This window comes from Lysobacter sp. A286 (genome assembly GCF_054052105.1).
On the sequence record NZ_JBSVRJ010000001.1, the window covers coordinates 372669 to 397574 of the forward strand.

The following is a 24906-nucleotide window of genomic DNA, read 5'->3' on the forward strand; positions in this document are numbered from 1 at the left end:
AGGTCGAGTCGTCTCATTCCGCCGTGGTGGCGTCGGGCCAGGACGAGCTGCCAAACGACGAGCTGGCAGACCACGAGCTGGCAGACCAGGCGGTTGATAGTTTGCGGGTGGCGAAGCCCGATGAATCTGCGGCATTGCTTGATGCCATCAGCCGGATCGAGGATCCCGATCAGGATCTGGACCTGACCGACCTGGATCCCGAACTGGTCGATATCTTCGTCGAAGAAGGCATTGACCTGCTCGACCATGCCGACTCCTTGTTGGCGACATTGCGTGACAACCCCGAGGAACGCGAGCCGCTGGTCGGCTTGCAACGCGACCTGCATACGCTCAAGGGCGGTGCGCGGATGGCCGGGATCATGGCCGTGGGCGAACTCGGCCATGTCATGGAATCGCTGCTGGAAGCGGTGGTCGAACAGCGCCGTGAACTCGGCAGCGATGGCGTGCCGTTGCTGGAGCGCGGGTTCGACCGCCTGCACGCGATGGTCACCCGGGTCGGCGGACGTCGCGCCATCGCGATGCCGGACCTTTTGATCGCCGAATTTGAAGCGCGTTCACGCGGCGAAAGCACGGATGCGGCAGTCATCGTTGTGGAGCCGAGTAGCGACACGGCGGCGACGGCGCGCCAGGCAGAAGCGCCCGCCAGCACCACCAGTGCGACGCTTGCGCCATTGTCGGCGCCTATTGATGACCAGCAGCAAGACGACGATGACGATATCGTCGTGCGCGCGCCGCAGGAGCAGGTGCGTATTCGCGCCGACCTGCTTGACCGCCTGGTCAACTACGCCGGTGAAGTGGCGATCTACCGGGCTCGGTTGGAACAGCAGTTGGGCGCGTTCCGCGGCGCTATCTCGGAAATGGCGGCAACCAATACCCGTATGCGTGACCAGCTGCGCCGGCTGGAGATGGAGACCGAGGCGCAGATCGTCGCCCGCTATCAACGTGAGGCCGAAGAGGGTGACTCGGTTTTCGATCCCCTCGAACTGGACCGTTTCTCCACCTTGCAGCAGCTGTCACGGGCGCTGTCGGAATCGGCCGCCGATCAGGGCAGCCTGCAGCTCACCCTGGACGACCTGACGCGTCAGTACGAAACCTTGTTGCTGCAGCAGTCGCGGGTGAGTTCAGACCTTCAGGAAGGCCTCATGCGCACCCGCATGGTGCCCTTCGATGGCCTGCTGCCACGCCTGCGGCGCGTGATCCGCCAGGCCTCCGGTGAGCTCGGCAAGCAGGTGTTGCTGAAGCTGGACGGCTCCAGCGGCGAGCTGGATCGCAACGTGCTGGAACGCATGACCGCGCCACTGGAGCACATGCTGCGCAATGCCATCGCGCACGGGCTGGAAACGCCGGCGGAGCGCAGGCAAGCCGGCAAGCCCGAAGAAGGCACCGTCCATATCTTGATCCGCCGCGAAGGATCGGAAGTGGTGCTGGAGATCGCCGACGACGGGCGTGGGCTGGACCGGGCGAGCATCCGTCGCCGCGGCGAGGAACGCGGGCTGGTCCGCAGCGATGCGGTGCTGAGCAATTTCGACCTCGATGCGCTGATTCTTGAGCCGGGATTCTCGACTGCGGATTCCGTCAGCCGCTTGTCCGGACGCGGCGTCGGCATGGACGTGGTTGCCAACGAGGTCCGGCAGCTGGGCGGTACCCTGGACATCCAGTCGGAGTCCGGCAAGGGCACCACCTTCGTCCTGCGCCTGCCGCAGACGCTGGCGGTCACCCAGGCGGTGTTCGTCAAGATTGGCGAGGTCAACTTCGCGGTCCCGATCGCATCGATCCGCGGTGTATCGCGCATCGCGCGCGAGGAACTGGTCGACGCCGATGGCCAGCCACGCGACGCCACCTACCGTTACGGTGGCGAGGACTATGTGGTTCACGACCTCGGCCAGCTGTCGGGCCACGCCCCGGCGAAGGCGGAAGGCCAGTTGCAGATGCCGCTGTTGCTGGTTCGCTCCGGCGACCTGCGGGTTGCGGTGCTGGTCGACCAGGTCATCGGCAACCGGGAGATCGTGGTCAAGCCCGTTGGGCCACAGGTGGCTTCGCTTCCCGGCATCTTCGGGGCAACCATCATGGGCGACGGTAGCGTCGTGGTGATCCTCGATATCGCTCCGTTGGTGCGCCGCCAGGCGGCGTTGCCTGCCGACTACTCCGGCAACGTGGAAGTGGTGGAAGCCCGCTCGGTGCCGCTGGTGATGGTGGTGGATGACTCGGTGACCATGCGCAAGGTCAGCGGTCGGGTCCTGGAACGGCACAACTTCGAGGTGGCGACGGCAAAGGACGGCATCGACGCGTTGGAGCGGATGGCCGATGTCGTACCCGACCTGATGTTGCTGGACATCGAGATGCCACGCATGGACGGTTACGAGTTGGCGACCCACATGAAGGCCGATCCGCGGCTGAAAGACATCCCGATCGTGATGATCACCTCGCGCACCGGGGACAAGCATCGCCAGCGCGCGATGGATATCGGGGTCGATCGCTACCTCGGCAAGCCTTACCAGGAACCCGAACTGATGCGCAATGTCTATGAGCTGCTCGGGATCGAAGTGCGCCATGACGGCTGAATCGCGGCGGGCGGCACTGTTGGCCAGTCCCGGGTTGGCCTGTGATCGCCTGCGCGAAGTACTGGGCCTGGCCGGCCTGGAATGCGTACTGGAAGGCGATCCGGTGGATCTTGACCCTGCAACCTTGACGGAGGCTGCGCCGAAGGTGGTGCTGGTTGCGTTGGACCCGTCGACGGAGGATGCGCTGGACCGGTTCGATGCGGTGCTGTTTGATTCCGATGTCGAGGTGATCTACGAGGAAGCCGATTTGGCTGGCAACCGCGATGGCTGGGAGGTCGCGCGTTGGCAACGCCACCTGATCGCCAAGCTGCAACGGCACGGTGACGTGTTGCCGGCGGGTACCGAGCCCGGCGAGATGGAAGCGCCCGCATCCGTCGAGGCGGTGGTCACGGCCGATGTCGCGCCGACAGTTCCCACGGAACAACCGGAAGGGCTGAGTCTGTCAGATCAGTTCGATCCGGTGCTTGCGGAAATTGCAGATATCCCGGTGGCGGTACCTGTACCTGTACCTGTACCGGACCGGGCCGGCGTGAACGAGCGCCCGGCAGAGCTGAGTCTCGACGACGGATCCGTGGCACTTGAAGTGGCCAGTGAGTCGACCATCAAAGACCGGTTCCAGCGCGATCTGGGTGACCTGGAGCGGCGTATCTCCGGCCTTGAGCTGGTCGATGACACGCCCGTCAAAGGTGCCGAGCAGGCACGTGGCGCGGTACTGGTGCTTGCGGGGTTGGGAGGCCCCGACGCGGTCCGGCAGTTGTTGGGCGGGATAGCGGAAGGGTTCCCGCGGCCGATATTGGTCCAGCAGCATCTGGCCGGTGCGCGTTACGACAAGTTGGTCGCACAGATGCAACGTGCGACCGCGTTGCCGGTGCGGCTTGCCGAACCCGGTCAGTTTGCCCATGCCGGGATCGTCTACATCCTGCCCGACTCGATCGGCGTGGATGTCAGCGATAGCGGGATCCGCTTCAACCAGGAAGGGGATCTGATCGCGTCCATGCCATCGTCGGACAGTGCCATATTGTTGCTGAGCGGCAGTGATGCTTCCCAGGTCGATGCAGTCTTGAACCACGGCTGGGCCGGTGCCCTGGTGGCGGGACAGGCCGCGGATGGCTGTTATGACGCCGACGCGTCCAATGCGCTGGCCGCGCGTGGCGGCGACGTCGCTTCGCCGGCGGAACTTGCCGTGAAACTGTCACGGCGCTGGCCGTCCTGAGGAACCCGATATGTCAAATCATTCTCACGTGGAAGCCACCGTCGCCGACCAACCCCGGAGTGAGGACGTCGAGCAGGATGTCCGTGGGGTACTGATCCAGATCGCTGGCGCACGACTGCTGCTGCCCAACGCCACCATCGCCGAGGTGATGTCCTTTGCTCCGCCTGAGCCGTTGGAAGAAGCACCGGACTGGTTGATCGGCCTGACCCGCTGGCGTGGCTGGCAGGTGCCCCTGATTGGATTTTCGACGCTGGCCGGGGTGGCGCAGGAGCAAGGCGGGTTGAGCAGCAAGGTACTGGTACTGAAGGCGCTGGGCGGCGTTTCGAAAACGCCCTATTTCGCCATCCTCAGCCAGGGATTTCCACGTCTGGTGACGGTGTCGCGCACCCATCTGGAAGTTGATACCGGCGATGAATTACCGGCCATGGTGCAGGCGCGGGTGAAGCTCAACGAAGATGACGCCTACGTGCCGGATCTGGAGGCTGTCGAGTCGCTGATCGCCGAGACGCTGGCGCGCAACCAGGCCGCCTGAGCTGGCACGGTCACCGCCCTGATGACTCATTCAGGTGCCGGCCAAATCGCCGAAGCGGGCCTGGAGTGCGGCAATCGTGGCCAGGCCGGCAGTTTCGGTGCGCAGGATCCGCGGTCCCAGACGCAGGCCCTGGAAGCCCGCCTGAGCGAATTGCTGCTGGTCATTGTCTGACCATCCGCCTTCCGGCCCGATCGCAAGTACCAGGGTCTGGTTGGTGTCGAGTTCCATCCGGGAAAAAGAAAGCGGACCGTCAGGATCAAGGACCAGCCTGCGCCGGTCATCGGCGCACAGTGCGCCCAAGGCATCGGCCAGCGCGACGGGTGGGGCCACCACCGGCACCACCGCGCGGCCGCTCTGCTCGCAAGCGGCGATGACCACCGCGGACCAATGCCCCAAGCGTTTTTCCGCACGTGCCTGATCGAGCTTGACCTCGCTGCGCTGGGAGATGATCGGGTGGATCCCTGCCACGCCAAGCTCGGTCGCTTTCTGCATGATCAGGTCCATCTTTTCGCCGCGCGCGATGCCTTGCAGCAGGATGATCCGCAGCGGTGACTCGCGCGCCACCGCGCGGGCCTCGCCAATCAATACCCGCAACTGGCGCTTGCCCACCGCAACGACCTGCGCCGGGTAATCGTGTCCGTCTCCGTTGAACAACGTGCACGCATCACCGACGCCAAGGCGCAACACCCGCGCCAGATGCACGGCGGGGCCCTCCGGCAGCGCCAGCTCCGTCCCCGGCAACAGGGGCTGGTCGACATGTACCCGGGTCAGGCGCACCCGGCCTCCGTTATGGCCTGGTCGATCACCTCACGGGTGGTGTTGGCCAACAGTTGCAGGGCATCCTCGTCCACGGTGTATGGCGGCATCCAATAGACGATATCGCCCAGCGGGCGCAGCAATACCCCCCGGTCGAGTGCTGCGCGGTAAGTGCGCAAGCCAATGCGTGCCGCGGGGTCGAACGGGGTCGCCTTGTTGCCGTTCCTGGTCAACTCGAAAGCGACGATCATCCCGGCCTGGCGCAGGTCGGCGACGTGGGGGTGGTCGCCCAGCGGAGCCGCCAGTTCCGCCATGCGCGCGGCAGTAACCTGGTTGCGCGCGATCACGTCGTCGGACTCGAAGATGTCCAGCGTGGCCAGGGCCGCGGCGCAGCCAAGCGGATTGCCGGTATAGCTGTGCGAATGCAGGAATGCGCGCTCGCGCGAGTCATCCAGGAAGCCGTCGTACAGCTCCTGGGTCGCCAGCACGGCCGCCAATGGCATGGTGCCACCGGTCAGGCCTTTCGACAGGCACATCAGGTCCGGTGCAATGCCGGCCTGCTCGCAGGCAAACATGGTTCCGGTACGACCAAAGCCGACCGCGACTTCATCGGCAATCAGGAATATCCCGTGCACGTCGCACAGCTCGCGTGCTCGCTTGAGGTAGACCGGGTCGTGCATGCGCATGCCGCCGGCGCACTGCACCCGTGGCTCCAGGATCAATGCGCAGATCTCGCCGGCGTGGTGGTCGAGCAGCCGGGCGAGCGCGTCGGCGGCATCTTCGGCATGGCTGGCCGCGCTTTGCCCGGGTCGTGCCAGGTAGGCATCGGGTGAGGGCGCGAACACCGCCTCGGTCAACAACGGCGCATAGACGCGTCGATACAGCGGCACGTCGCCGACGGCGAGGGCGCCGAGGGTCTCTCCGTGGTAACCGCCTTCCAGTGCGGCGAACTTGGTCCGGCGCAGTTCGCCGCGGTTGCGGAACCAGTGGAATGTCATCTTCAGCGCGACCTCGACGCCGGACGAGCCGTTGTCGGCATAGAACACCTTGGTCATCGGTGGTCGACCGGGCTCGCGTGGCGCCAGTGCAAGCAGCCGTTCGGCCAGCTCCACTGCGGGGGCATGGGAGCAACCGGCGAGGATCACATGCTCGAGGGTGTTGGCCTGCCTGCAGATGGCGGCCGCCAGGCGTGGTTCGGCGTGGCCGAACAGGTTGGTCCACCAACTACTGCCGGCATCCAGGTAACGACGGCCGTCGCGACCGACCAGCCACGGTCCTTCGCCGCGCTCTATGGCGAGCAATGGCAGGGTGTCGGGGTGTTCGCGCATCTGCGTGCATGGGTGCCACAAGACCGCGAGGTCGCGTGCGCGCCAGCTCGCGGCCTCGTTTTCGGAGTTGTCCGTGTCGCCGCCGCGCTCTGCTAGCATCGTCGTATCGTGAGTCTTTTCTATCATTCGTCCATTATCGCGCTTCCCGCGAGTCCGGTTTCCGTCACCGGTGTCACGCCATGACCCGGAGGCTGCCGGTCATCCATGGCATCGAGGAAGACGACAGCGGGCCGTACCGGCTTGAGCATCTCGACCTGGAGTTCAGCAACGGCGAGCGGCGACGCTTCCAGCGCCTGCACGGTCGCGGCCACGGCGCGGTCGTGGTGGTGCCAATGCTCGATGCGGACACCGTATTGCTGGTGCGCGAGTACGCCGCCGGTGTGCATCGCTATGAACTCGGCCTGGTCAAGGGGCGGATCGACGCAGGCGAAGTGCCGGTGCAGGCGGCCGACCGCGAGTTGAAGGAGGAGGCTGGCTACGGCGCGCGATCGTTGACCGTGCTGCGCGAGTTGACCCTGGCTCCGACCTACATGAGCCATGCGACTCATCTGGTGCTCGCGCGCGACCTGTATCCCGAGCGCCTGGCGGGCGATGAGCCGGAACCGTTGGAACTGGTGCCGTGGAAGATCGACTCGTTGCACGAGCTGATCCTTCGCGACGATTTTTCCGAGGGACGCAGCATCGCCGCATTGTTCATCGCCCGGGAATGGCTGAGGATGCACGGATGAGCATTGATCAGGATCTGCGCGAAGCAGTGATTGCCGTTGCGCAGGCCGCCGCGACCCGCATCCTGGACGTTTACCAGAGTCCGTTCGTGGTCGATCACAAAGCGGACCAGTCGCCATTGACCGCCGCCGACCTCGCCGCCCACCACTGCATCGTGGCCGGGTTGACCCGATTGACCCCGGACATACCGGTGCTGTCGGAAGAATCAAAACAGCTCCCGGCGGCCGAGCGCCTGCGCTGGTCGCGGCTGTGGCTGGTCGACCCGTTGGATGGCACCCGCGAATTCGTCAAGCGCAATGGTGAGTTCAGCGTCAACATCGCGCTGATCGAACACGGGGTGGCGACCTGGGGCGTGGTCCAGGCACCCACCAGCGGTGCGGTGTGGCATGGCGGCGACGGGTTGGGCGCGTTCAAGCGCGGCGACGATGGCATCGACCAGCCGCTGCATGTACGCCGCCCCGCGACGGCACCACTGCGGGTTGCCGCCAGTCGGTCCCATCGCGACCAACGTACTGCGACGTTCATCGAACGCATGGGGCCGGTGGAGCCGGTTGGCCTGGGATCGTCACTGAAATTCTGCCGTCTGGCCGAGGGTGCGATCGACGTCTATCCGCGTTTTGGCCCCACGAGCGAATGGGACACTGCAGCCGGTCAGGCGGTGTTGGAGGGCGCGGGCGGTGGCGTGATTGACCTGAAAGGCCGGCCGTTTCGCTACAACCAGCGCGATACGTTGCTCAACGGGGCGTTCATCGCACTTGGCGATACCGCGTTGCCATGGCGTCAGTGGGACGGCAGCGACGGCTGATCTTCGACGGGTGATCCTCGACGGGTGATCTTCACGAAACGTCTACGCGCCGATCGGCAGTCTTCACAAAACTGAAGACAGGAGCGACTCATGCAGGGTACGCAGGATGGAGGGTTGGTCCTCATCGTGGAGGACAACCGCAATATTTCCGAGATGGTGGGCGAATACCTGGAAGGTCGCGGCTTCGAGGTGGATTTTGCCGCCGACGGGCTGGACGGCTACCGGCTTGCGGCTGAGAACAGCTACGACGTGATTGTGCTCGACCTGATGTTGCCGCGCCTGGACGGGATCGAGGTCTGCAAGCGCTTACGCGAAGAAGCGCGCAAGTCGACGCCGGTCTTGATGTTGACCGCACGCGACACCCTGGACGAGAAACTCAAGGGGTTGTCCTCCGGCGCCGATGACTACCTGACTAAACCATTCGCGATCCAGGAGCTGGAGGCGCGTTTGCGCGCGCTGATCCGCCGTGATCGTCGCCAAGTGGGCGGCGAGGTGCTGAAGGTGGCCGATCTGGTGCTGGATCCGGCCAGCTTGAGAGTGACCCGCGGTGGCAGCGAGCTGCAGTTATCGCCCATCGGGCTGCGCCTGCTGACGATCCTGATGCGTGAATCGCCCCGCGTGGTAAGCCGCCAGGAGATCGAACGCGAGATCTGGGGCAACGGGCTGCCTGATTCCGATACCTTGAGGAGCCACCTGTACAACCTGCGCAAGACAATCGACAAGCCGTTCGACAAGCAACTGCTGCATACGGTGCAATCGGCAGGCTATCGGGTGGCGGATATCTCGCAACAGCCGGAATGACATGGCAAAAGTTGCCGTGACCGAAGGCCTGCCACGCCGAATCAAGCTGGCCTTCATCCTGCAGGCCGTCGTGGCCAGCATCGTTATCACTGCAGGTGTGGTGCTTACGGGTATTGCCGTGCGCGACACCATCCTGGGTGAGCGGATGCAGCGTGAGGCCGACACGTTCTGGGTCGGCAGGGCGGCGAGCCCGGCATTTCCATTGCCGCGGACCTCCACCATGGCGGGGTATGTCGATCCGGCCGCTCCGGGCGACCGCACCGCGCCCCGGTATCTGCGCGAGTTCGCGCCGGGCCGATACCGGGTCGCAGTGCCCGGCGCTCCGGAGCAGTTCGAAGAGGTGTTGGTCGATCGCCGCCCGCAAGGCACTTTCTACCTGGTCTTCCAGGCGGGGCACATCGATCGCGCCATCGGCCTTACCGGCCTGGTGTCGTTGATCCTGTCGTTGCTGGTGACCTACCTGGTGTCGTGGTTGACCTACCGCACGTCCAAGCGACTGGTGGCTCCGGTCGGTTGGCTGGCCAACGTGGTAACGCGCTGGGACCCGCGCGACCCCGACGCCAGCCTGATCAAGCCCCACAACCTGCCGGTCGAAGCGGGCAGCGAAGTACGCGAACTGTCCCGCGCGCTGGTCGGTTTGGCCGACCGGGTAGCGGATTTCGTCGAGCGCGAGCGTGACTTTACCCGCGACGCCAGCCACGAACTGCGCACGCCGTTGACGGTGATCCGGGTGGCCACCGACATGATGCTCGGTGACCCGGATACCCACCCCACGACATTGCGTTCGCTGGCACGCGTGCAGAGGGCCGGACGTGACATGGAGGCCGTGATCGACGCATTCCTGATCCTGGCTCGCGAAGCCGACGTGGCGCCACAAAGCATCCAGTTCGATGTACGCGACATCGTCCAGGAACAAGTGGAGCGCATCCGTCCCATGCTTCGCGACAAGCCGGTCGCGATCGAGGTGGTCGACAACGGCGGGCCGCAATTATTCGGTCCGCCGCACGTGTTGGCGGTGATGGTGGGCAACCTGCTCAGCAACGCCGTCCAGTTCACCGATCACGGCAACATCGAGGTGCGGCTGGAGGCAGCCAGTGTGGAGGTTCGCGATAGCGGCATCGGCATGGACGCGCAAACGATCGCCAAGGCGTTCGCCCCGTTCTATCGGCACGATACCTCGCGCGAGGGTGGGCGGGGCATGGGGCTGTCTATCGCGCGCCGGCTTGGCGAACGCATGGGCTGGCCGGTGAGCTTGGGCAGCCTGCCGGGACAGGGCACCATTGCGACCATCCGGTTTCTCGGCTAGCCGCTGGGGCAGGCGGTCCGGTCGCGCTATCCTCGGCGCCTGATACCACGGAGTCGACCATGCGCCAACTTTTCCTCGCACCCGTCCTGCTGCTCGCGTTGACCGCCATGAACGTCCACGCACAACAGCCCGGGGCGGAGACCGCGACCACCTCCAAGACCGCGCTGGTGATCCACGGCGGCGCCGGTTACGTGCCGCGTGAGTCGCTCAGCGCTGACGACGAGAAGGCGGCGCGGGCCGATCTTGGCCGGGCGCTGGATGCGGGTCACGGGGTTCTCGCGGCCGGAGGCAGTGCCCTGGATGCCGTCCAGGCGGCGATCCAGGTGCTGGAAGACTCGCCGCGCTTCAACGCCGGCAAGGGCGCGGTATTCAACGCGCAAGGTGGCCATGAGCTGGATGCGTCGATCATGGAAGGCCACACCCGGCGTGCCGGGGCGGTTGCCGGCGTGACCACCGTGCGCCACCCGATCAACCTGGCGCGAGCGGTAATGGAGCACAGCAAGCACGTGATGCTGGCCGGTGAGGGTGCCGAAGCGTTCGCTGATACGCAGCCCGGGATCGAGCGGGTGTCCAATGACTGGTTCGATACCGAGCACCGTCGCCGCGCACTTGAAAAGGCACAGGTGGCGGTTGGCGACGATACGCCCGGCCAGTATTTCGGCACCGTTGGTGCGGTCGCGCTGGACCAGCATGGCCACATCGCCGCGGCGACCAGCACTGGTGGCATGACCAACAAGAAGTGGGGGCGGATCGGTGACGCCCCGATCATTGGTGCCGGCACCTGGGCCGATGAGCACTGTGGCGTGTCCGGTACCGGCTGGGGTGAGTTCTATATCCGCAATGCGGTCGCCCACGATATCTGCGCGCGCGTGGCCTACCGCGGCGACTCGCTCGCCGAAGCAGCTGAAGAGGTCGTCAACCGGATTGTCCCCGCCGCTGGCGGTGACGGCGGCGCGATCGCGCTTGATAGCGAAGGCAATATCGCGATGCCGTTCAACACCGGCACCATGTACCGCGCCTGGATCAAGCCTGACGGAAGTCGTGGTATTGCGATCTTCGAGCAATAGCGGCCCGCGACGGCCACTACCGCAGCGTCGGGAGGCCGTGTATACGGTTCTGGTGGGTTCCGAGCCGACGGTATCGCGATCGTTGTGGCAAAATTGGCGGCTTGGCGTGGCCTTGGTTGCGTCTACCCGGAAATTTCCGGGTGAACTTCCGCGAATGGCTCCCTGGATGTTACCGAGCCCCTACTGATGCCGACCCTATGCTGATGCACGAGACCTCGATTCACGGGCAACGTTACTGAGATGGCTGATCAGATCGGCCATCTGCCACGCGGTCCCGGCCGTGTGCTGAAAGCAGCCAGGTGGTCGTTGCAGGGGCTTGCTGCGGCGTGGCTGCATGAGTCCTCGTTCCGTCTGGAAGTCTGTCTGTTCGTGGTGCTCGCTCCGCTGGGCTGGTGGCTGGGCCAGACTCCTGTCGAGCAGGTGTTGCTGATTGGGTCAATGCTGCTGGTGTTGAGTGTCGAGCTGCTCAATTCGGCGGTCGAGGCGGTGATCGAGCGGTATGGAGCACAGTTTCACGAGCTGTCGGGCCGGGCCAAGGACATGGGTTCGGCTGCGGTGTTCGTGCTGATGCTGAACGTGGCACTGACCTGGGCGCTGATCGTCGGGTCGAGGTGGTTCTGATTCACCCCGCCCGGTCGTAGTGGCGCCGTAGAACACTTTTATTCAACTGACATGGGACACACGCGTGCCTGAGATGCTGATGGATCCGGAAGTCTGGATCACCCTGATTACGCTGAGCTCGATCGAGATCGTGCTGGGCATCGATAACCTGGTGTTTATTTCGATCGCGGTCAGCCGGTTGCCGGCGGAAACCCGAGAGCGGGCGCGCAAGATCGGCATCGCCGTCGCTTGCATCAGCCGTATCTGCCTGTTGCTGGTCCTGGCATGGTTGGCCGGACTGACCAGCGATCTGTTCCAGCTGTTTGGCCGGGGTATTTCGGTACGCGACCTGGTGTTGATCCTCGGCGGCGCGTTCTTGCTGGTGAAGGGCGTCATGGAGATCCGTGACTCGATCCGTGGAGAAGCCGAATCGGATGATATCCACACCCGGCCCGCGGTCTCGTTCGGGATGGTGCTGGCGCAGATCGCCGTGATCGATATCGTGTTTTCGCTGGATTCGGTGATCGCTGCGGTCGGCATGGCCAACCAGACCTGGATCATGGTCTGCGCGATCCTGTTGGCCGTGGTGGTGATGTTGATGGCCGCCACGCCGCTGGGGCGCTTCATCGATCGTAATCCGACCGTCAAGATGCTCGCCTTGGCATTCATCGTGTTGATCGGTGTGTACCTGATCCTGGAAGGCTTCGGGATCCACGTCTCGAAGGGCTACATCTATGGGGCGATGGGGTTCTCGGCGCTGGTCGAGGTCCTGAACCTGGCGGCCAAGCGTCGCGCCGCCAGGCAGCAACTGCACCACTAAGCGCGCCTTCTTCACCCGGCGTCTATTGCATGGTGCGGTCGGCGGTGGTGCAATGCCGACCATCATCGGGAAAGGAGTCGTGCCATGCGAATCGTGCTTGTGCTGGTGGCTGCGATGCTGCTCAGTGGCTGCGGTTACAACACCATCCAGCAGAAGGATGAAGCGGTTTCCGCCGCCTGGTCACAAGTCCTGAACGTGTACAAGCGTCGGGCCGACCTGGTGCCCAACCTGGTGGCTACGGTGCAGGGCTATGCGTCCCATGAGCAACGGGTGCTGACCGAAGTCACCGAGGCGCGCTCGCGGGTTGGCAGCATCAATGTCGATGCCGGCGATGCGGCATCACTGGAGCAGTTCCAGCAGGCCCAGGGACAGTTGCAAAGTGCGATCGGCCGGTTGTTGATGGTCAGTGAAAACTACCCGCAATTGAAGGCCGACCAGAACTTCCTGCAGTTGCAGGCGCAGTTGGAGGGCACCGAGAACCGGATCACGGTCGAGCGCCAGCGCTACATCGAGTCGGTGCAGGACTACAACACCTTCATTCGCCAGTTTCCGACCAACCTGACGGCGATGGTGTTCGGATACGACACCAAGCCGAACTTCTCGGTAGACAACGAGGCGCAGATTCGACAGCCACCGACGGTTGATTTCAGCCAGCCGGGCGCCACTCCTGCGACCGCGCCGACCCAATCGGAGCCTGTACAGCCGGAGCAGGCACAACCGGAGCCTGCGCCGGCGAATGGCTGACGATAGCGCCATCGCCATCGTCGCGGTTACGGCAGTCGTCACTCCACGTTTGTCGCATGGCCTGGCCGGGGTGTTGCGGCCCTGGCTGGTGATCGCACTGCTGTTGGTAACGGGCCTGCTGTCGGCGCAGGACCTCGCACCGATTCCGGCGCTGGATTCTCCCGTGGTGGATACCACCGGTACCCTCGATGCGACCACCCGCCAACAGCTGGTGGCCCAGGCATTGGCGTTGCAGCAACGCAAGGGCAGCCAGTTGCAGGTGTTGATGGTGCCCACCACGTTGCCGGAGGACATCGCGCAATATGCGGTGCGTGCCTACGACCAGTGGCAGCTCGGCCGCGAGAAAGTCGATGACGGCGTGCTGCTGGTGGTTGCCCGGGATGACCGCCGGGTCCGGATCGAGGTCGGCTACGGCCTTGAGGGCGCGATTCCCGATGCGACCTCGATGCGGGTGATCCAGGAATACCTGGTGCCGCGGTTCCGCGAGGGCGATTATGCCGGTGGCATCGTCGCCGCTACGGGCGCGCTGACCAAGTTGATCGACGGCGAACCATTGCCGGCACCCATGGCCGACACCCGGACTGGTCGTGACGAGGGTGGTGGCGGTTGGCTGTTTGCCGTGTTCGCGGCCTTCATTGCCGCCCAGGTCGCACGAGGGGTATTCAGCGGTGCATCCCGTCCCGTGCGCGGCGGATTGGTGGCGGCCGCTGCCGGTGGTGTTGCCTGGTTGCTGTCGTCGTTGCTGCTGGTGGGCGGCATCGGGGCGGTCATCGGCCTGCTGTTCGGACTGGGCAGCGGTGGCGGTGGGCGATTTGCGCGACACCACGGCATTGGTGGATTCGGTGGGATCGGTGGTGGCGGGTGGGGCGGTGGTGGCCTTGGCGGCGGAGGCGGTTTCGGCGGCGGAGGCTGGGGTGGTGGTGGTGGCATGAGCGGAGGCGGCGGCGCCTCGGGCAGCTGGTGACGACATGCTGATGCGAATGCTCAGGCACCTGTTTGCACCTTCCACGCGGCGGTTGTTTCCGGCCGAGCGCTTGCAACGCATCACCGCTGCGGTTGCCGACAGCGAGCAGCACCACAGTGCAGAGATATGTTTTGCGGTCGAGTCGGGACTGTCGATCCGCGCGGTCTTGGCGGGACAGTCGGCGCGCGACCGGGCGCAGGAAGTGTTTGCGCAACTCGGCGTATGGGATACGCAAGGCAACAATGGCGTGTTGCTGTACCTGTTGCTGGCGGACCATCGCATCGAACTGGTCGCTGATCGCGGCTTCGACGGCCGCGTTGCCCCGGAGCAATGGCGGGGTGTCTGTCAGTTGATCGAGGAGCATCTCAAGGCCGGTGAACCTGAAACCGCCATCGTGCGCGGCATCGAGGCGATATCGGCGCTGGTGGCCGGGCATTTTGTGCGTGATCCGGACGATGAGGATCGCGACGAGTTGCCGAACCGACCCCACGTGCTGGACTGAGCGGGCACAATAGATTGACTGTCATCGACCGGGAACCGCGCGCTTCATGATCATCCTGCACCAGATCAATCCGATTGCTTTCAGCCTGGGGCCGTTGCAGGTTCACTGGTACGGCATCATGTACCTGCTGGGGTTTGGCATCGCCTGGTGGCTGGGCTTGCGCCGCATCCGCGCCGGCCGATTGCCGGGGGTCAACGAGCAGGCGTTTGGCGACCTGTTGTTCTACGGCATGCTCGGGGTGGTGCTGGGTGGGCGCATCGGCTACGTCCTGTTTTACGGGTTCAGCGACCTGCTGGATGACCCGTTGATGCTGCTGCGCATCTGGGAAGGCGGGATGAGCTTCCATGGCGGTTTGCTCGGCGTTGCCGCGGCCGGGTACTGGTGGTCGCGCAAGCAGGGCCTGCATTTCTTCGATGTGGCCGACTTTGTCGTGCCCCTGGTGCCGGCGGGACTGGGACTGGGCCGGCTGGGCAACTACATTGGCGGCGAGTTGTGGGGCAAGGTCACCGATGGCGGCTGGGGCGTGCTGTTCCCGCGTGCGCCGGAGTTTGCCGGCTGGAGCAGCGAGCAGCTCCAGGCGCAGTTTGCCAGTGGGGCTTTGGACCGGTTCGCCCGCCATCCCTCGCAGCTGTACCAGACCGTGCTGGAGGGTTTGGTGACGTTCTGCATCGTGTGGTGGTTCTCGCGCAAGCCGCGGCCACGCTATGCCGTGTCCGGACTGTTCCTGGTGCTGTACGGCAGCTTCCGGTTCCTGGTCGAATTCGTGCGGGTACCCGACGTGCAGCTGGGCTATCTGGCGTTCGGCTGGCTGACCATGGGCCAGCTGTTGAGCGTGCCGTTGATTGCCCTGGGCCTGTTCTGGTTGTGGCGTTCACGTCGCTCACCGACCGTGCAGCCACAGCCACTTCCGGAGGCCTGAGATGCGCCAGTACCTGGAGCTGCTGGCTCACGTGCTGGAGCACGGCACCGAAAAATCCGATCGCACCGGCACCGGCACCCGCAGCGTATTTGGTTGGCAGATGCGCTTTGACCTGGCCCGGGGGTTTCCGCTGGTCACTACCAAGCAGCTGCATTTGCGCTCGATCGTGCACGAGTTGCTGTGGTTCCTGCAGGGACAGACCAATATCGCCTACCTGCGCGACAACAAGGTCAGGATCTGGGACGAATGGGCGGATCCGGACGGCGAGCTTGGCCCGATCTATGGCAAACAGTGGCGTCGCTGGGCGGGTGCGGATGGCAAAGAGATCGACCAGATCGAATGGGTGGTGAATGAGATCAAGCGCAACCCTGATTCGCGCCGCTTGATCGTCTCGTCATGGAATGTCGCAGACCTGCCGGAAATGGCGTTGATGCCGTGCCATACGCTGTTCCAGTTCTATGTCGTGGAGGGCAAGCTCAGCTGTCAGCTATATCAGCGCAGTGGCGACATCTTCCTGGGAGTGCCGTTCAACATTGCCAGCTACGCCCTGCTGACCCATATGGTGGCGCAGGTGTGCGGGCTGGAAGTCGGCGACTTCGTGCATACCCTGGGTGATGCCCACCTGTATTCCAACCACTATCAGCAGGCACGCGAGCAGTTGTCGCGCGAACCGCTCGCGCTGCCCCGGCTGCAGTTGAATCCGCACGTGCAGGATATCTCCGGCTTCACCTATGCCGATATCGAGATCCAGGGGTACGACCCGTTGCCGGCGATCAAGGCACCGGTGGCGGTGTGATCGTCGAACTGGTGCTGATTGCGGCACTGGACCGGCACCGCGCGATCGGTCGTGGCAACGACATGCCGTGGCGCCTGTCCGATGACCTCAGGCGTTTCAAGGCGCTGACGCTGGGCAAGCCGGTACTGATGGGACGCAAGACCGCCCAGTCGCTGGGACGTGCATTGCCGGGCCGAACCAACCTGGTGTTGACCCGGTCGGGCCTGGCGCCGTTTGACGGCATGCAACCGGTCGCATCGCTCGACGCGGCAATCGACCTGGTTTCCGGGGAGGCCGGCAGCGAGCTGTGGGTGATCGGCGGTGGTGAGATCTATGCCCTGTGCATGGCAGCGGCAGCCCGAATGCACCTGACCCATGTGGATACGGTGGTCGCGGATGCCGATGCTTTTTTCCCGGCGTTTGACCCACTGCAATGGCAGGTCACTGGCCGCGAGCGCCACCCGGCCGACCCCAAGCATGCGTACGGTTTCGAATTTGTCGACTATCGCCGGTCCGGCCCATAGGCGTGGCGGCTGGCGGTTCGCGCTTAGCGCCGCGGACGCTGCCGCGGCTTTGGCGGATTGGCCGGTACATCCCGGCCGGGTACCTGGACGACGCGCAACTGGTCGGTATCAAGCTGTATTGCGGTGAGCTTGCCGCCCCATACCGCGCCGGTGTCGATCGCGTGCACGCCGTGGCCGATAAACAGCTCCAGTGCCGACCAATGACCGCAAACGATCTTCAGGTCACGCTCGACGCGGCCGGGTACCGCGTACCAGGGGTAGAGTCCCGGTGGCTGGGTGCCGGGGACCCCCTTGTCGTCGAATGAAATCCGGCCACGTGGCGAGCAATAACGCATACGGGTGAGCAGGTTGATGATTGCGCGCTGGCGGTCGATTCCGGCCAGCCGCGGGTTCCAGACCGGCCCGTCGCCGTACATGTTCTTCAGCAACCGCGGGTACTGGTCGCCCCGCAGCAGCGCTTCGATTTCACGGCCGTGTTTCTCGGCCAGCTGGGTGGTCCATTTGGGAGCCAGACCGGCATGCACCATCATCCAACCCAGTTCGCGGTCGACGTGAACCATTTCCTGCCCGCGCAGCCAATCCAGCAAGGTATCGCGGTCGTGGGCGAAGACGACGCGCTGGAGGTCGGGATTGACTCGGCGCTGGTCCTCCTCGCGACGCTCACCAACCGCCAGCAATGACAGGTCATGGTTGCCCAATACCACCTGCACATTGTCGCGCAGGGAGTGCACCAGGCGCAGGGTTTCCAGCGATTGGCCACCGCGATTGACCAGGTCGCCGCAGAACCACAAGCGGTCGCGGGCCGGATCGAAGGCGATTTTTTCCAGCAGTCGCTGGGTGATGTCGTAACAGCCCTGCAGATCGCCGATTGCCCAAACACTCATGCCAGGCTCGCCATCAGTGCAACGTGCGCGGCACAGTCAGCGTAAAGACAGGCACGGGGACGTCGAAATGCGTGCCATCATCGGCGACCATCGCGTAACTGCCCTCCATCGTGCCCAGGTCGGTCTCCAGTACGGCCCCGGAGGTGTACTCGAAGCCTTCGCCTGGTCGCAGCCACGGCTGCTCCCCGACCACGCCTTCGCCCTCGACCTGCTGCACCTTGCTGTTGGCGTCGGTGATCAGCCAGCGGCGCGAAATCAGCTGTGCCGGCACGGCGCCACGGTTGTGGATCTGGATGGTGTAGGCGAAGACAAAGCGATCCTGCTCAGGCTCGGACTGGTCGTCGAGATACCGGGTGGCGACCTTGATGTCGAATGCGTAATCGGTGCGGTGTTCCATATCTGACAGTGTAAGTCGTGGCCGGCTGGAGCGGGGGGCGGTTGTCGTCAGCGGGCGAGCGAGTTGGCAAGGCGGATGAACTCAGCGACGTCGATCTGCTCGGCGCGTGCCTGCGGACTGATCCCGGCGGACTCCAGTGCGGTGGCGTCGCATAGCCGGGACAACGCGTTGCGCAAAGTCTTGCGGCGTTGCCCGAAGGCATCGCGAACGACGTGGGCAAACAGCTTCCGATCCCGGATGTCGATGCTGCCGGCGACATGCGGCACCAGCCGCACGACGGCGGAGTCGATTTTTGGCGCGGGCCGGAATGCGCCCGGCGGCACCGGGAACAGCGGTGTCACCGTGCAGTAGGCCTGGAGCATCACGCTCAGCCGGCCGTAGATCTTGCTGCCAGGGCCGGCGGCCATGCGGTCTACCACTTCCTTTTGCAGCATGAACACCATGTCCCGGATCGACTGGGCGTGGTCGAGGGCATGGAACAGGATCGGCGATGACAGGTTGTACGGCAGGTTGCCCACCAATCGCAGTTGACGGTCGCCTGCGGGCCGCTGGGCCGATGCATCGGCAATGTCGGCGGCAAGCTCGCTGAAGTCGACCTGGAGCACGTCGCGGTTGATGACCTTCAACTCGCCATGGGTGCGCGCCGCTGCCGTCAGCGGGACAATCAGGTCGCGGTCGAACTCGATCACGGTCAGTTCGCCATGACGTTGCAGCAGCGGGAACGTGATGGCGCCTTGGCCGGGACCAATCTCGACCAGCCGGTCACCCGGTTTGGGGTTAACCGCCTGCACGATCTTGTCGATAATCGTGCGGTCATGCAGGAAGTTCTGACCCAGGTGTTTCTTTGCCTTGGCCGAGAAGCCACCGGAAGACGCGTAGTGGTGTTCGCCAGACGGAGTGTGCGGGGTCGTCATGCTGTCAACCGGTGCTTGCGGGCCCTGGCGAGCTGGGCGCAGTGATGCGCCGCGGCGAACAGGCTGGATGGATCGGCAATACCCTTGCCCGCCAGATCGAGCGCGGTGCCATGGTCGACGGCGACACGGGGGTAGGGCAGGCCAAGGGTCAGGTTCACCGCCTGCTCGAAGCCGCTGAACTTGAGCACTGGCAAGCCCTGGTCGTGATACATCGCCAGCACCGCATCGAACCGGCGCAGCTTGTCCGGCAGGAACGCGGTATCGGCGGGTAGCGGGCCGAGCAGGTTCATGCCTTCGGCGCGCAGCGTTGTCAGTACCGGTTCGATGACGTCGATCTCCTCATGCCCCATGTGACCGGCTTCGCCCGAATGCGGGTTGAGCCCCAATACCGCGATGACCGGGGCGGCAATACCGAAATCCGCCATCATCGCCGCATGCACGATCCGCAGGGTGCGGGTCAGTGATTCGATGGTGATCGATTCGCTGACGGCACGCAGCGGCAGGTGGGTGGTGGCGAGCGCGACCCGCATGACCGGGTTGGCCAGCATCATCACTACCTCGCAGCCGGCCTGTTGGGCCAACAGTTCCGTGGTGCCGTTGTAAGCGATGCCTCCCTGGTTGATCACCGCTTTGTGCACCGGTCCGGTCACCACGCCATCGAATGCACCTTGCAGGCAGCCGTCAGCGGCACGCCGTAGTGCATTGATCACGGCGTCGGCGTTGCGTGGGTCGGGCTGGCCGAACGCGACGCGTACGGCATTGGGAATGTCGACCAATGCCAGCTCTCCCGCGGCCCCGCTGGCCTGGTCTGGCGTGACCAGCCGCAGGGGCAGCCCGAGTGCGGCGGCGGCGGCCTGCAACGTGGGGCCATCGCCGAATGCGGTCAGTCGATAATCCCGCGACTGCTGCACCAGGCGCACGCACAGTTCGGGCCCGACGCCGGCCGGCTCGCCTGGGACCAGCGCAAGCCGGATCGGGGGCATCTCAGTCGCCGTCGGCGGGACTCACGGCAGCCGCGCTCTCCTGCTCGGCGGCTTGCTCGGCCGCGGCGGCACCGGAGCGGAAGTCGACGAACGCCTCGCCACGCATTTCGCGCAGGAACCGGTTCCATTCGTCTTCAAGCTTGCGCTGACCGATGGTCTCGCGGACCTGGGCGCGCTCGGACTGCTCGCCAATATCGGCCTGCCGGACACCCGCGCGCTTGACGATGTGCCAGCCGGCCGAGGTGCGAAATGGTGCAGACACGCCGCCGTCGGCCAAGACGGCCACCTGGCTGCCGAAATCGGGGCCAAACTGGTCCTGGGTAAACCACCCCAGGTCGCCCCCGCGATTCTTGGAGCTTGGATCTTCAGAGTGCTCCCGTGCCAACTGGGCAAAATCGGCGCCGCCGACAATGCGGGCGTGCAGGGTATCGGCTTCGGCCTTGGCCTGGGCATCGGTGGCTGTGGGGTCGACGCGGATCAGGATGTGACTGGCCTTGTACTGCGTGGCCATCGCCGGATCGGAAGCGGATGCGGCGCGCACGCCCACCAACTGCAACAGCTGGAACCCGCTGGGACCGCGGATCGGATCGGTGATCTGGCCGGGGGAAAGACGGTTGACCATGTCCGTGAACGCGGCCGGGATTTCATTGGCCGCACGCCAGCCCAGGTCACCGCCTTCCAAGGCGTTGGGGCTGTCGGAATAGCGGACCGCCGCCGCGGCGAAATTCATGTCACCGCGTTCAATGACGCTCTTGATGCCTTCAATTTTGCTTTGCCCGGTACTGATTTGCTCCGGAGTGGCTCCCTCGGGCAATGCCACCAGGATGTGGGCCAAGTGGTATTGATCGCCCGTGGCCTGCTGCGCCGCCATGGCGGCATCGACCTCGGCGTCACTGACCGACACCTGGCTCTGCGCAAGGCGCTGGCGCAAGCGCTGGACCAGCAATTCGTCGCGGATGGAGTCGCGGAACTGGGACAGCGACGTACCATCGTTGGCCAGTTGGGCCGCCAGTTGGTCGACGCTGGCCTGGTTTTGCGCAGCGATCGCCCCGATGGCCTGGTCGACCTCCTGGTCGGTCACGCGCACGCCGGTGCTCTTGGCCCGTGCGACCTGCAGCTTGAGCAGGACCAGTCGCTCGGCGACCTGGCGTTCAAGCACGTTGTCGGGAGGCAACTGGTCGGTCCGGCCGGCGTACTGGTTGCGGATGTTGGCCAGCGCCCGATCCAGCTCGCTTTGCAGGATGACATCTTCATCAACCACTACGGCGATGCTGTCGATCGGCTCAAGTTGTTGTGCCTGGACGGGCGCCACAAGGAGCGCGCTGGCGAGGAGGCAGGCGAATAATTTCATCATGGGATCGGATCGAGGGAGTTGTCGTAATCGTCACCATCCAGAGAAGATGGTGGCACCAGATAAAGATCGTCACGATCATAGCCGAGGATAGCACGGCTCAATATATCCTCGGTCTTCTGGCCGGCCGAGCCCAGGCCCTTGAGTTCGAACTCAAGGCGCAGGGAATCATCCAGGTCGCCGTTGCGCTCGCGGACGTAGCGTCGGGCGATCAGGCGCACGGCCATGCAGCAACTTTCCCACTGCACGCCGGCGATGGATTCGAGCAACTTGTCGTCTTCCAGCGAGTAGTAGTAGCGGCCGACCAGGCTCCAGTTCTGGTTGACCGGATACAGGAACGAGAAATCCACCTGCTCGGTGAGGTCGCGCCGGTATCGGTAGCCCAGATTGACCACACCGACATCGCCGATCAGGTAGCGCGTGCGGATGCTGGCAAGATCCTCGCGGCGGTACTTCGGATCCCATTGATAGGCCGCATTGATGCTCCAGCGGTCGGTGGCGTAGAGCCCGACATCGGCGACCCAGGCCGACTTGCCGCGTTCGACGAGGTCTTCACCGGGTACCACCACGCGACTGTCGTCGAAATACTGGATCTGCCCCAGGCTGACCGACAAACGCTCGCGTCCGTCGTCCTGGCTGATCAGGCGGCTGGTGACGGCCGTCGTCAGTTGGTTGGCGTCGATCTGCCGGTCCGGGCCGGTATAGCGGTTGTCGCGAAACAGCTGCCCCCAACTGAACGTCATCGGATTGGTGTCGAAACGCGGCAGGCCGCTCTGGTCCCGGTAGGGGACATTCAGGTAGTAGATCCGCGGCTCCAGGGTGTGCAGGTAGGACTCGTTGCCGAAGCTGACCTCCCGGTCGAAGAACAACCCGGCATCGACCGACGCGATCGGCAAGCTGCGCGTCGGCGCGTCGTCACCGCCATTGGCCGCCGCAAGGGCGTCGTCGAGCTGGTAGGCGGTATAACGCCAGGCCAGCTTGGGGGTGACGAACCAGGCGGCGCCTTGCAACGGCATGCTGACGAAGGGTTTGAGGTCGAGCCGGCTGCCCTCGTTGCGGACCTCGTGGCGAAAGTGGACCGCTTCGGCAGTGGCGCCGACTTCGAACCAGCGGGCAAACGGTTGCGCCCAATTCAGATATGCCCGAGGCATGCGGTCGTAGCGCAGGTTGCGTTCGGTCAGTGTGTAATCGGCAAGCTGGTTGTGGTCGGCCATCAGGCCGGCGTCCCAGTGCTGGCCCTGGCCGAACACGCCGACCTGGCTGCGGATCTGCCAGGTCGACAGGCCGTACAGGCTGTTGCTGGAGTCTTCCAGGTAATGGGTGTCGCTGACCCAGCCCAGATTCGCCTGGGCGCGCCATCCACCGCCCAGCGCGTGCACCGCGTCGAACTTGAACTGGCCGCGGTCGTCTTCCGGCAGCGTTGCCCCGGCGATCGGTCGCCCTTGTTCGTCGTTGAGGTAACGCCCGGGTTCATCGCCAGGGAGTTTGTCCTTGGGCAGCCATTCTCCGGAAAGCTCGCCGCGTCCTCCCTCATACAGCCAGCGGAATTCGCCGCCCAACTGGATGCCTCGATTGGTCATCAGCCGCGGCATCAAGGTGGCGTCGTAATTGGGTGCCAGGTTGAGGTAGATCGGCTGGCGCCAGTCGAAGCCATTGCGACCGGACACCCTGACCGACGGATACAGCAGGCCGGTGCGGCGGCGGTCGTCGATCGGGAACATCAGCCATGGCACGTACAGCACCGGCACGCTGCCAATCCGCACCGTGGCGTTGTGGGCCACGCCCAGGCCCTCGGCGGTGTCAAAGTCAATCTGGCGGGCGCGCAGCTCCCAGCCGCGCTGCGACGGGGCGCAAGTGGAGTAGGTCGAGCTCATCAAGGAGCCTTGGTCTCCCTGCATCTTGATCCGTTCCGCGCCGCCATTGCCGCGCTGCTCGATCAACTGGTACCGCAGGTCCTCGATGGTGTGGGTGTCGGCCTCCTGGTCGCCGTGGGCCCGTTCGGCCACGATGCGCATCCCGGAATCCTGATAACGCACGCTGCCCTCGGCCACGTAGGTGCCGTCATCGCTGTTGTAGGACAGCTTGTCGGTGCCCAGGAACTGGTCGCCTCGATTGAGCTCCACGTTTCCCTGAAAGACCGAAAGGTTGCTTTCGGTGGCGCTGAGCGCGTCACCGGCGATATCGGTCGGCTGGTCGACGCGCTCACCGTCGACGGGAGCCGAAGGCGGTGCCTCGATGAACGCCGGCACGGCGTCCTCGATCGGGCACAGCCGCCAGTTCTCGGCGTCATCCGCCGCATGGGCGGGCAACGCCAGTGCGATGCACAACGACAATGGCAGCAAACGGAGAGTGTTGCGCACGTAGCGATCCGGGAATCCTGAAACGGCAGTTAGCTTGCCGCATCGACGGGATCGCGGCAACGAGGGTGTCGGCGGGGATGCTGCAGCATTCATGTTTGACCGCTTCTCGGAAAGTCGCATTAGGAGTACGTCAACGGCCGTTATGGTTCAGTGCTCCAGCAGGGCGCCGACGTGGGCCAAGCTGCATTGTCGTAGTGCTTCCAGGTCGTAACCGCCCTCCAGGGTGGATACCAGACGGCCGTCGGCGTGGCGGTCGGCAATCTCGCGCAACTGCCCGGTCAGCCAACCAAAGTCGTCGGCATGCAGGCGAAGGCCGGCCAGCGGGTCGCGCCAATGAGCGTCGAAACCGGCCGATATGAACACCATCTGGGGCCTGAAACCAGCGACGGCGGGCAACAGGTGCTCCCGCCATGCTGCGCGGAATACATCGCCATCGGTCGCTTCCGGCAACGGCCAGTTGAGTATGTTGCCAATGCCGCGTTCACTGGTCAGTCCCGTATGCGGATACAGCGAGGACTGGTGGGAGGAGACGTACATCACGCGCGCATCGGCCTGGAAGATCGCCTGGGTACCGTTGCCGTGGTGGACGTCGAAATCGATCACCGCCACCCGCCGCAAACCGTACTGTTCGCATGCGTGAGCTGCGGCAATGGCAACGTTGTTGAACAGGCAGAAGCCCATCGCAACCCGGTCGGTGGCGTGGTGTCCGGGAGGGCGGACAGCACAAAATGCACGGCTGGTCTGTCCGGACATCAACGCATCAACCGCCGCGATACCTGCCCCGGCGGCATGCAGCGCCGCTTGCGCCGAGCCGGCGCCGAGCAGCGTGTCCTGGTCGAGAGCGACGGGTGCAGCATCCGGTAGGACCACGGTATCCAACACTTGGCGCAGCAGGCCGGGATGGTGGACGCGGAGCAGTTGGCTACGGGTGGCAGCGGGTGCCTGGTGCCACGGGAGGTCCGGCCAAGCGCTGCTGATCGCTTCGATGACGGCTTGCAGGCGAGCGGGGTTCTCGGGAATGTCGGCGCCCGGCAGGTGCCCGAGACAGGCTTGGTGGGTATACAGGCGCAGGTC

General features: G+C 64.7%; 24 protein-coding genes and 1 pseudogene. 16 read left to right on the forward strand and 9 right to left on the reverse strand.

What is annotated here, in order from left to right; genetic code table 11:
- Positions 1-260: 260 nt before the first annotated feature.
- The 3 genes and pseudogenes from ACW7G0_RS01705 to ACW7G0_RS01715 all read left to right on the forward strand — a co-directional run.
- Positions 261-2561 (forward strand): annotated as a pseudogene (locus tag ACW7G0_RS01705) (response regulator); the annotation flags it as partial.
- On the forward strand, positions 2551-3774 hold the full coding sequence (locus tag ACW7G0_RS01710; protein WP_456987246.1) for a chemotaxis protein CheB: 1224 nt from the start codon (positions 2551-2553) through the stop codon (positions 3772-3774). The pseudogene ACW7G0_RS01705 and the gene ACW7G0_RS01710, both read left to right, overlap by 11 nt.
- A gap of 10 nt (positions 3775-3784) precedes the next feature.
- Positions 3785-4306: a chemotaxis protein CheW gene (locus ACW7G0_RS01715; RefSeq protein WP_456987248.1), complete on the forward strand. Its 522-nt coding sequence runs from the start codon at positions 3785-3787 to the stop codon at positions 4304-4306.
- A gap of 30 nt (positions 4307-4336) precedes the next feature.
- On the opposite strand, the gene ACW7G0_RS01720 is transcribed toward ACW7G0_RS01715, so the two are convergent.
- Positions 4337-5083, reverse strand: a complete 747-nt coding sequence (locus tag ACW7G0_RS01720) for a 16S rRNA (uracil(1498)-N(3))-methyltransferase (protein ID WP_456987250.1) — start codon at positions 5081-5083, stop codon at positions 4337-4339.
- Positions 5074-6489 (reverse strand): adenosylmethionine--8-amino-7-oxononanoate transaminase, encoded by a 1416-nt coding sequence (gene bioA, locus ACW7G0_RS01725; protein ID WP_456987252.1) that lies wholly within the window; start codon positions 6487-6489, stop codon positions 5074-5076. The genes ACW7G0_RS01720 and bioA overlap by 10 nt, the downstream gene beginning before the upstream one ends.
- 80 nt (positions 6490-6569) lie before the next feature.
- On the opposite strand from bioA, the gene nudE reads away from it, so the two are divergent.
- From nudE to ACW7G0_RS01790, 13 genes are all read left to right on the forward strand, one after another.
- Positions 6570-7118: an ADP compounds hydrolase NudE gene (nudE, locus tag ACW7G0_RS01730; RefSeq protein WP_456962295.1), complete on the forward strand. Its 549-nt coding sequence runs from the start codon at positions 6570-6572 to the stop codon at positions 7116-7118.
- Positions 7115-7921: a 3'(2'),5'-bisphosphate nucleotidase CysQ gene (cysQ, locus tag ACW7G0_RS01735; protein WP_456987254.1), complete on the forward strand. Its 807-nt coding sequence runs from the start codon at positions 7115-7117 to the stop codon at positions 7919-7921. Before nudE ends, cysQ begins: the two co-directional genes overlap by 4 nt.
- 90 nt (positions 7922-8011) lie before the next feature.
- Complete coding sequence (locus ACW7G0_RS01740; protein WP_456962293.1) at positions 8012-8722, forward strand: response regulator transcription factor; 711 nt, start codon at positions 8012-8014, stop codon at positions 8720-8722.
- Position 8723: 1 nt separating this feature from the next.
- Positions 8724-10028 carry a sensor histidine kinase gene (locus tag ACW7G0_RS01745; protein WP_456987256.1) on the forward strand — a complete coding sequence of 435 codons (1305 nt, stop codon included), beginning with the start codon at positions 8724-8726 and terminating at the stop codon, positions 10026-10028.
- A 107-nt stretch (positions 10029-10135) separates the two neighbouring features.
- Positions 10136-11095, forward strand: a complete 960-nt coding sequence (locus tag ACW7G0_RS01750; protein ID WP_456989424.1) for an isoaspartyl peptidase/L-asparaginase family protein — start codon at positions 10136-10138, stop codon at positions 11093-11095.
- 240 nt (positions 11096-11335) lie between these two features.
- A complete protein-coding gene (locus tag ACW7G0_RS01755; protein WP_456987257.1) occupies positions 11336-11716 on the forward strand; it encodes a diacylglycerol kinase in 381 nt (126 codons plus the stop codon).
- A 73-nt stretch (positions 11717-11789) separates the two neighbouring features.
- Positions 11790-12515 carry a TerC family protein gene (locus tag ACW7G0_RS01760; RefSeq protein ID WP_456989425.1) on the forward strand — a complete coding sequence of 242 codons (726 nt, stop codon included), beginning with the start codon at positions 11790-11792 and terminating at the stop codon, positions 12513-12515.
- 84 nt (positions 12516-12599) lie between these two features.
- On the forward strand, positions 12600-13259 hold the full coding sequence (locus tag ACW7G0_RS01765) for a LemA family protein (protein WP_456987258.1): 660 nt from the start codon (positions 12600-12602) through the stop codon (positions 13257-13259).
- Positions 13252-14223 carry a TPM domain-containing protein gene (locus ACW7G0_RS01770; RefSeq protein ID WP_456987260.1) on the forward strand — a complete coding sequence of 324 codons (972 nt, stop codon included), beginning with the start codon at positions 13252-13254 and terminating at the stop codon, positions 14221-14223. The genes ACW7G0_RS01765 and ACW7G0_RS01770 overlap by 8 nt, the downstream gene beginning before the upstream one ends.
- A gap of 10 nt (positions 14224-14233) precedes the next feature.
- Positions 14234-14725, forward strand: coding sequence for a TPM domain-containing protein (locus tag ACW7G0_RS01775; RefSeq protein ID WP_456987262.1), 492 nt, complete (start codon positions 14234-14236; stop codon positions 14723-14725).
- Positions 14726-14771: 46 nt separating this feature from the next.
- The gene (gene lgt / locus ACW7G0_RS01780; RefSeq protein WP_456987264.1) at positions 14772-15644 is read left to right on the forward strand and encodes a prolipoprotein diacylglyceryl transferase; all 873 of its coding nucleotides are present in this window, start codon (positions 14772-14774) and stop codon (positions 15642-15644) included.
- A gap of 1 nt (position 15645) precedes the next feature.
- Positions 15646-16440: a thymidylate synthase gene (locus ACW7G0_RS01785; protein WP_456987266.1), complete on the forward strand. Its 795-nt coding sequence runs from the start codon at positions 15646-15648 to the stop codon at positions 16438-16440.
- A 62-nt stretch (positions 16441-16502) separates the two neighbouring features.
- Positions 16503-16943: a dihydrofolate reductase gene (locus ACW7G0_RS01790; protein ID WP_456989426.1), complete on the forward strand. Its 441-nt coding sequence runs from the start codon at positions 16503-16505 to the stop codon at positions 16941-16943.
- Between the two features lie 23 nt (positions 16944-16966).
- Here the strand turns inward: ACW7G0_RS01790 and ACW7G0_RS01795 are convergent, their stop codons facing one another.
- The 7 genes from ACW7G0_RS01795 to ACW7G0_RS01825 all read right to left on the reverse strand — a co-directional run bounded on the left by ACW7G0_RS01795 (position 16967) and on the right by ACW7G0_RS01825 (position 24903).
- The gene (locus ACW7G0_RS01795) at positions 16967-17827 is read right to left on the reverse strand and encodes a symmetrical bis(5'-nucleosyl)-tetraphosphatase (RefSeq protein WP_456987267.1); all 861 of its coding nucleotides are present in this window, start codon (positions 17825-17827) and stop codon (positions 16967-16969) included.
- A gap of 13 nt (positions 17828-17840) precedes the next feature.
- Positions 17841-18224, reverse strand: coding sequence for a Co2+/Mg2+ efflux protein ApaG (apaG, locus tag ACW7G0_RS01800; RefSeq protein WP_456978429.1), 384 nt, complete (start codon positions 18222-18224; stop codon positions 17841-17843).
- Between the two features lie 47 nt (positions 18225-18271).
- The gene (gene rsmA / locus ACW7G0_RS01805; RefSeq protein WP_456987268.1) at positions 18272-19138 is read right to left on the reverse strand and encodes a 16S rRNA (adenine(1518)-N(6)/adenine(1519)-N(6))-dimethyltransferase RsmA; all 867 of its coding nucleotides are present in this window, start codon (positions 19136-19138) and stop codon (positions 18272-18274) included.
- Entirely contained in the window at positions 19135-20121 is a 987-nt protein-coding gene (gene pdxA, locus ACW7G0_RS01810) for a 4-hydroxythreonine-4-phosphate dehydrogenase PdxA (RefSeq protein ID WP_456987270.1), read from the reverse strand. Before pdxA ends, rsmA begins: the two co-directional genes overlap by 4 nt.
- Before the next feature lies 1 nt (position 20122).
- Entirely contained in the window at positions 20123-21475 is a 1353-nt protein-coding gene (locus ACW7G0_RS01815) for a peptidylprolyl isomerase (protein ID WP_456987271.1), read from the reverse strand.
- On the reverse strand, positions 21472-23832 hold the full coding sequence (gene lptD / locus ACW7G0_RS01820) for an LPS assembly protein LptD (RefSeq protein WP_456987272.1): 2361 nt from the start codon (positions 23830-23832) through the stop codon (positions 21472-21474). Before lptD ends, ACW7G0_RS01815 begins: the two co-directional genes overlap by 4 nt.
- 147 nt (positions 23833-23979) lie before the next feature.
- A complete protein-coding gene (locus tag ACW7G0_RS01825; RefSeq protein WP_456989427.1) occupies positions 23980-24903 on the reverse strand; it encodes a histone deacetylase family protein in 924 nt (307 codons plus the stop codon).
- Between the last annotated feature and the right edge of the window lie 3 nt (positions 24904-24906).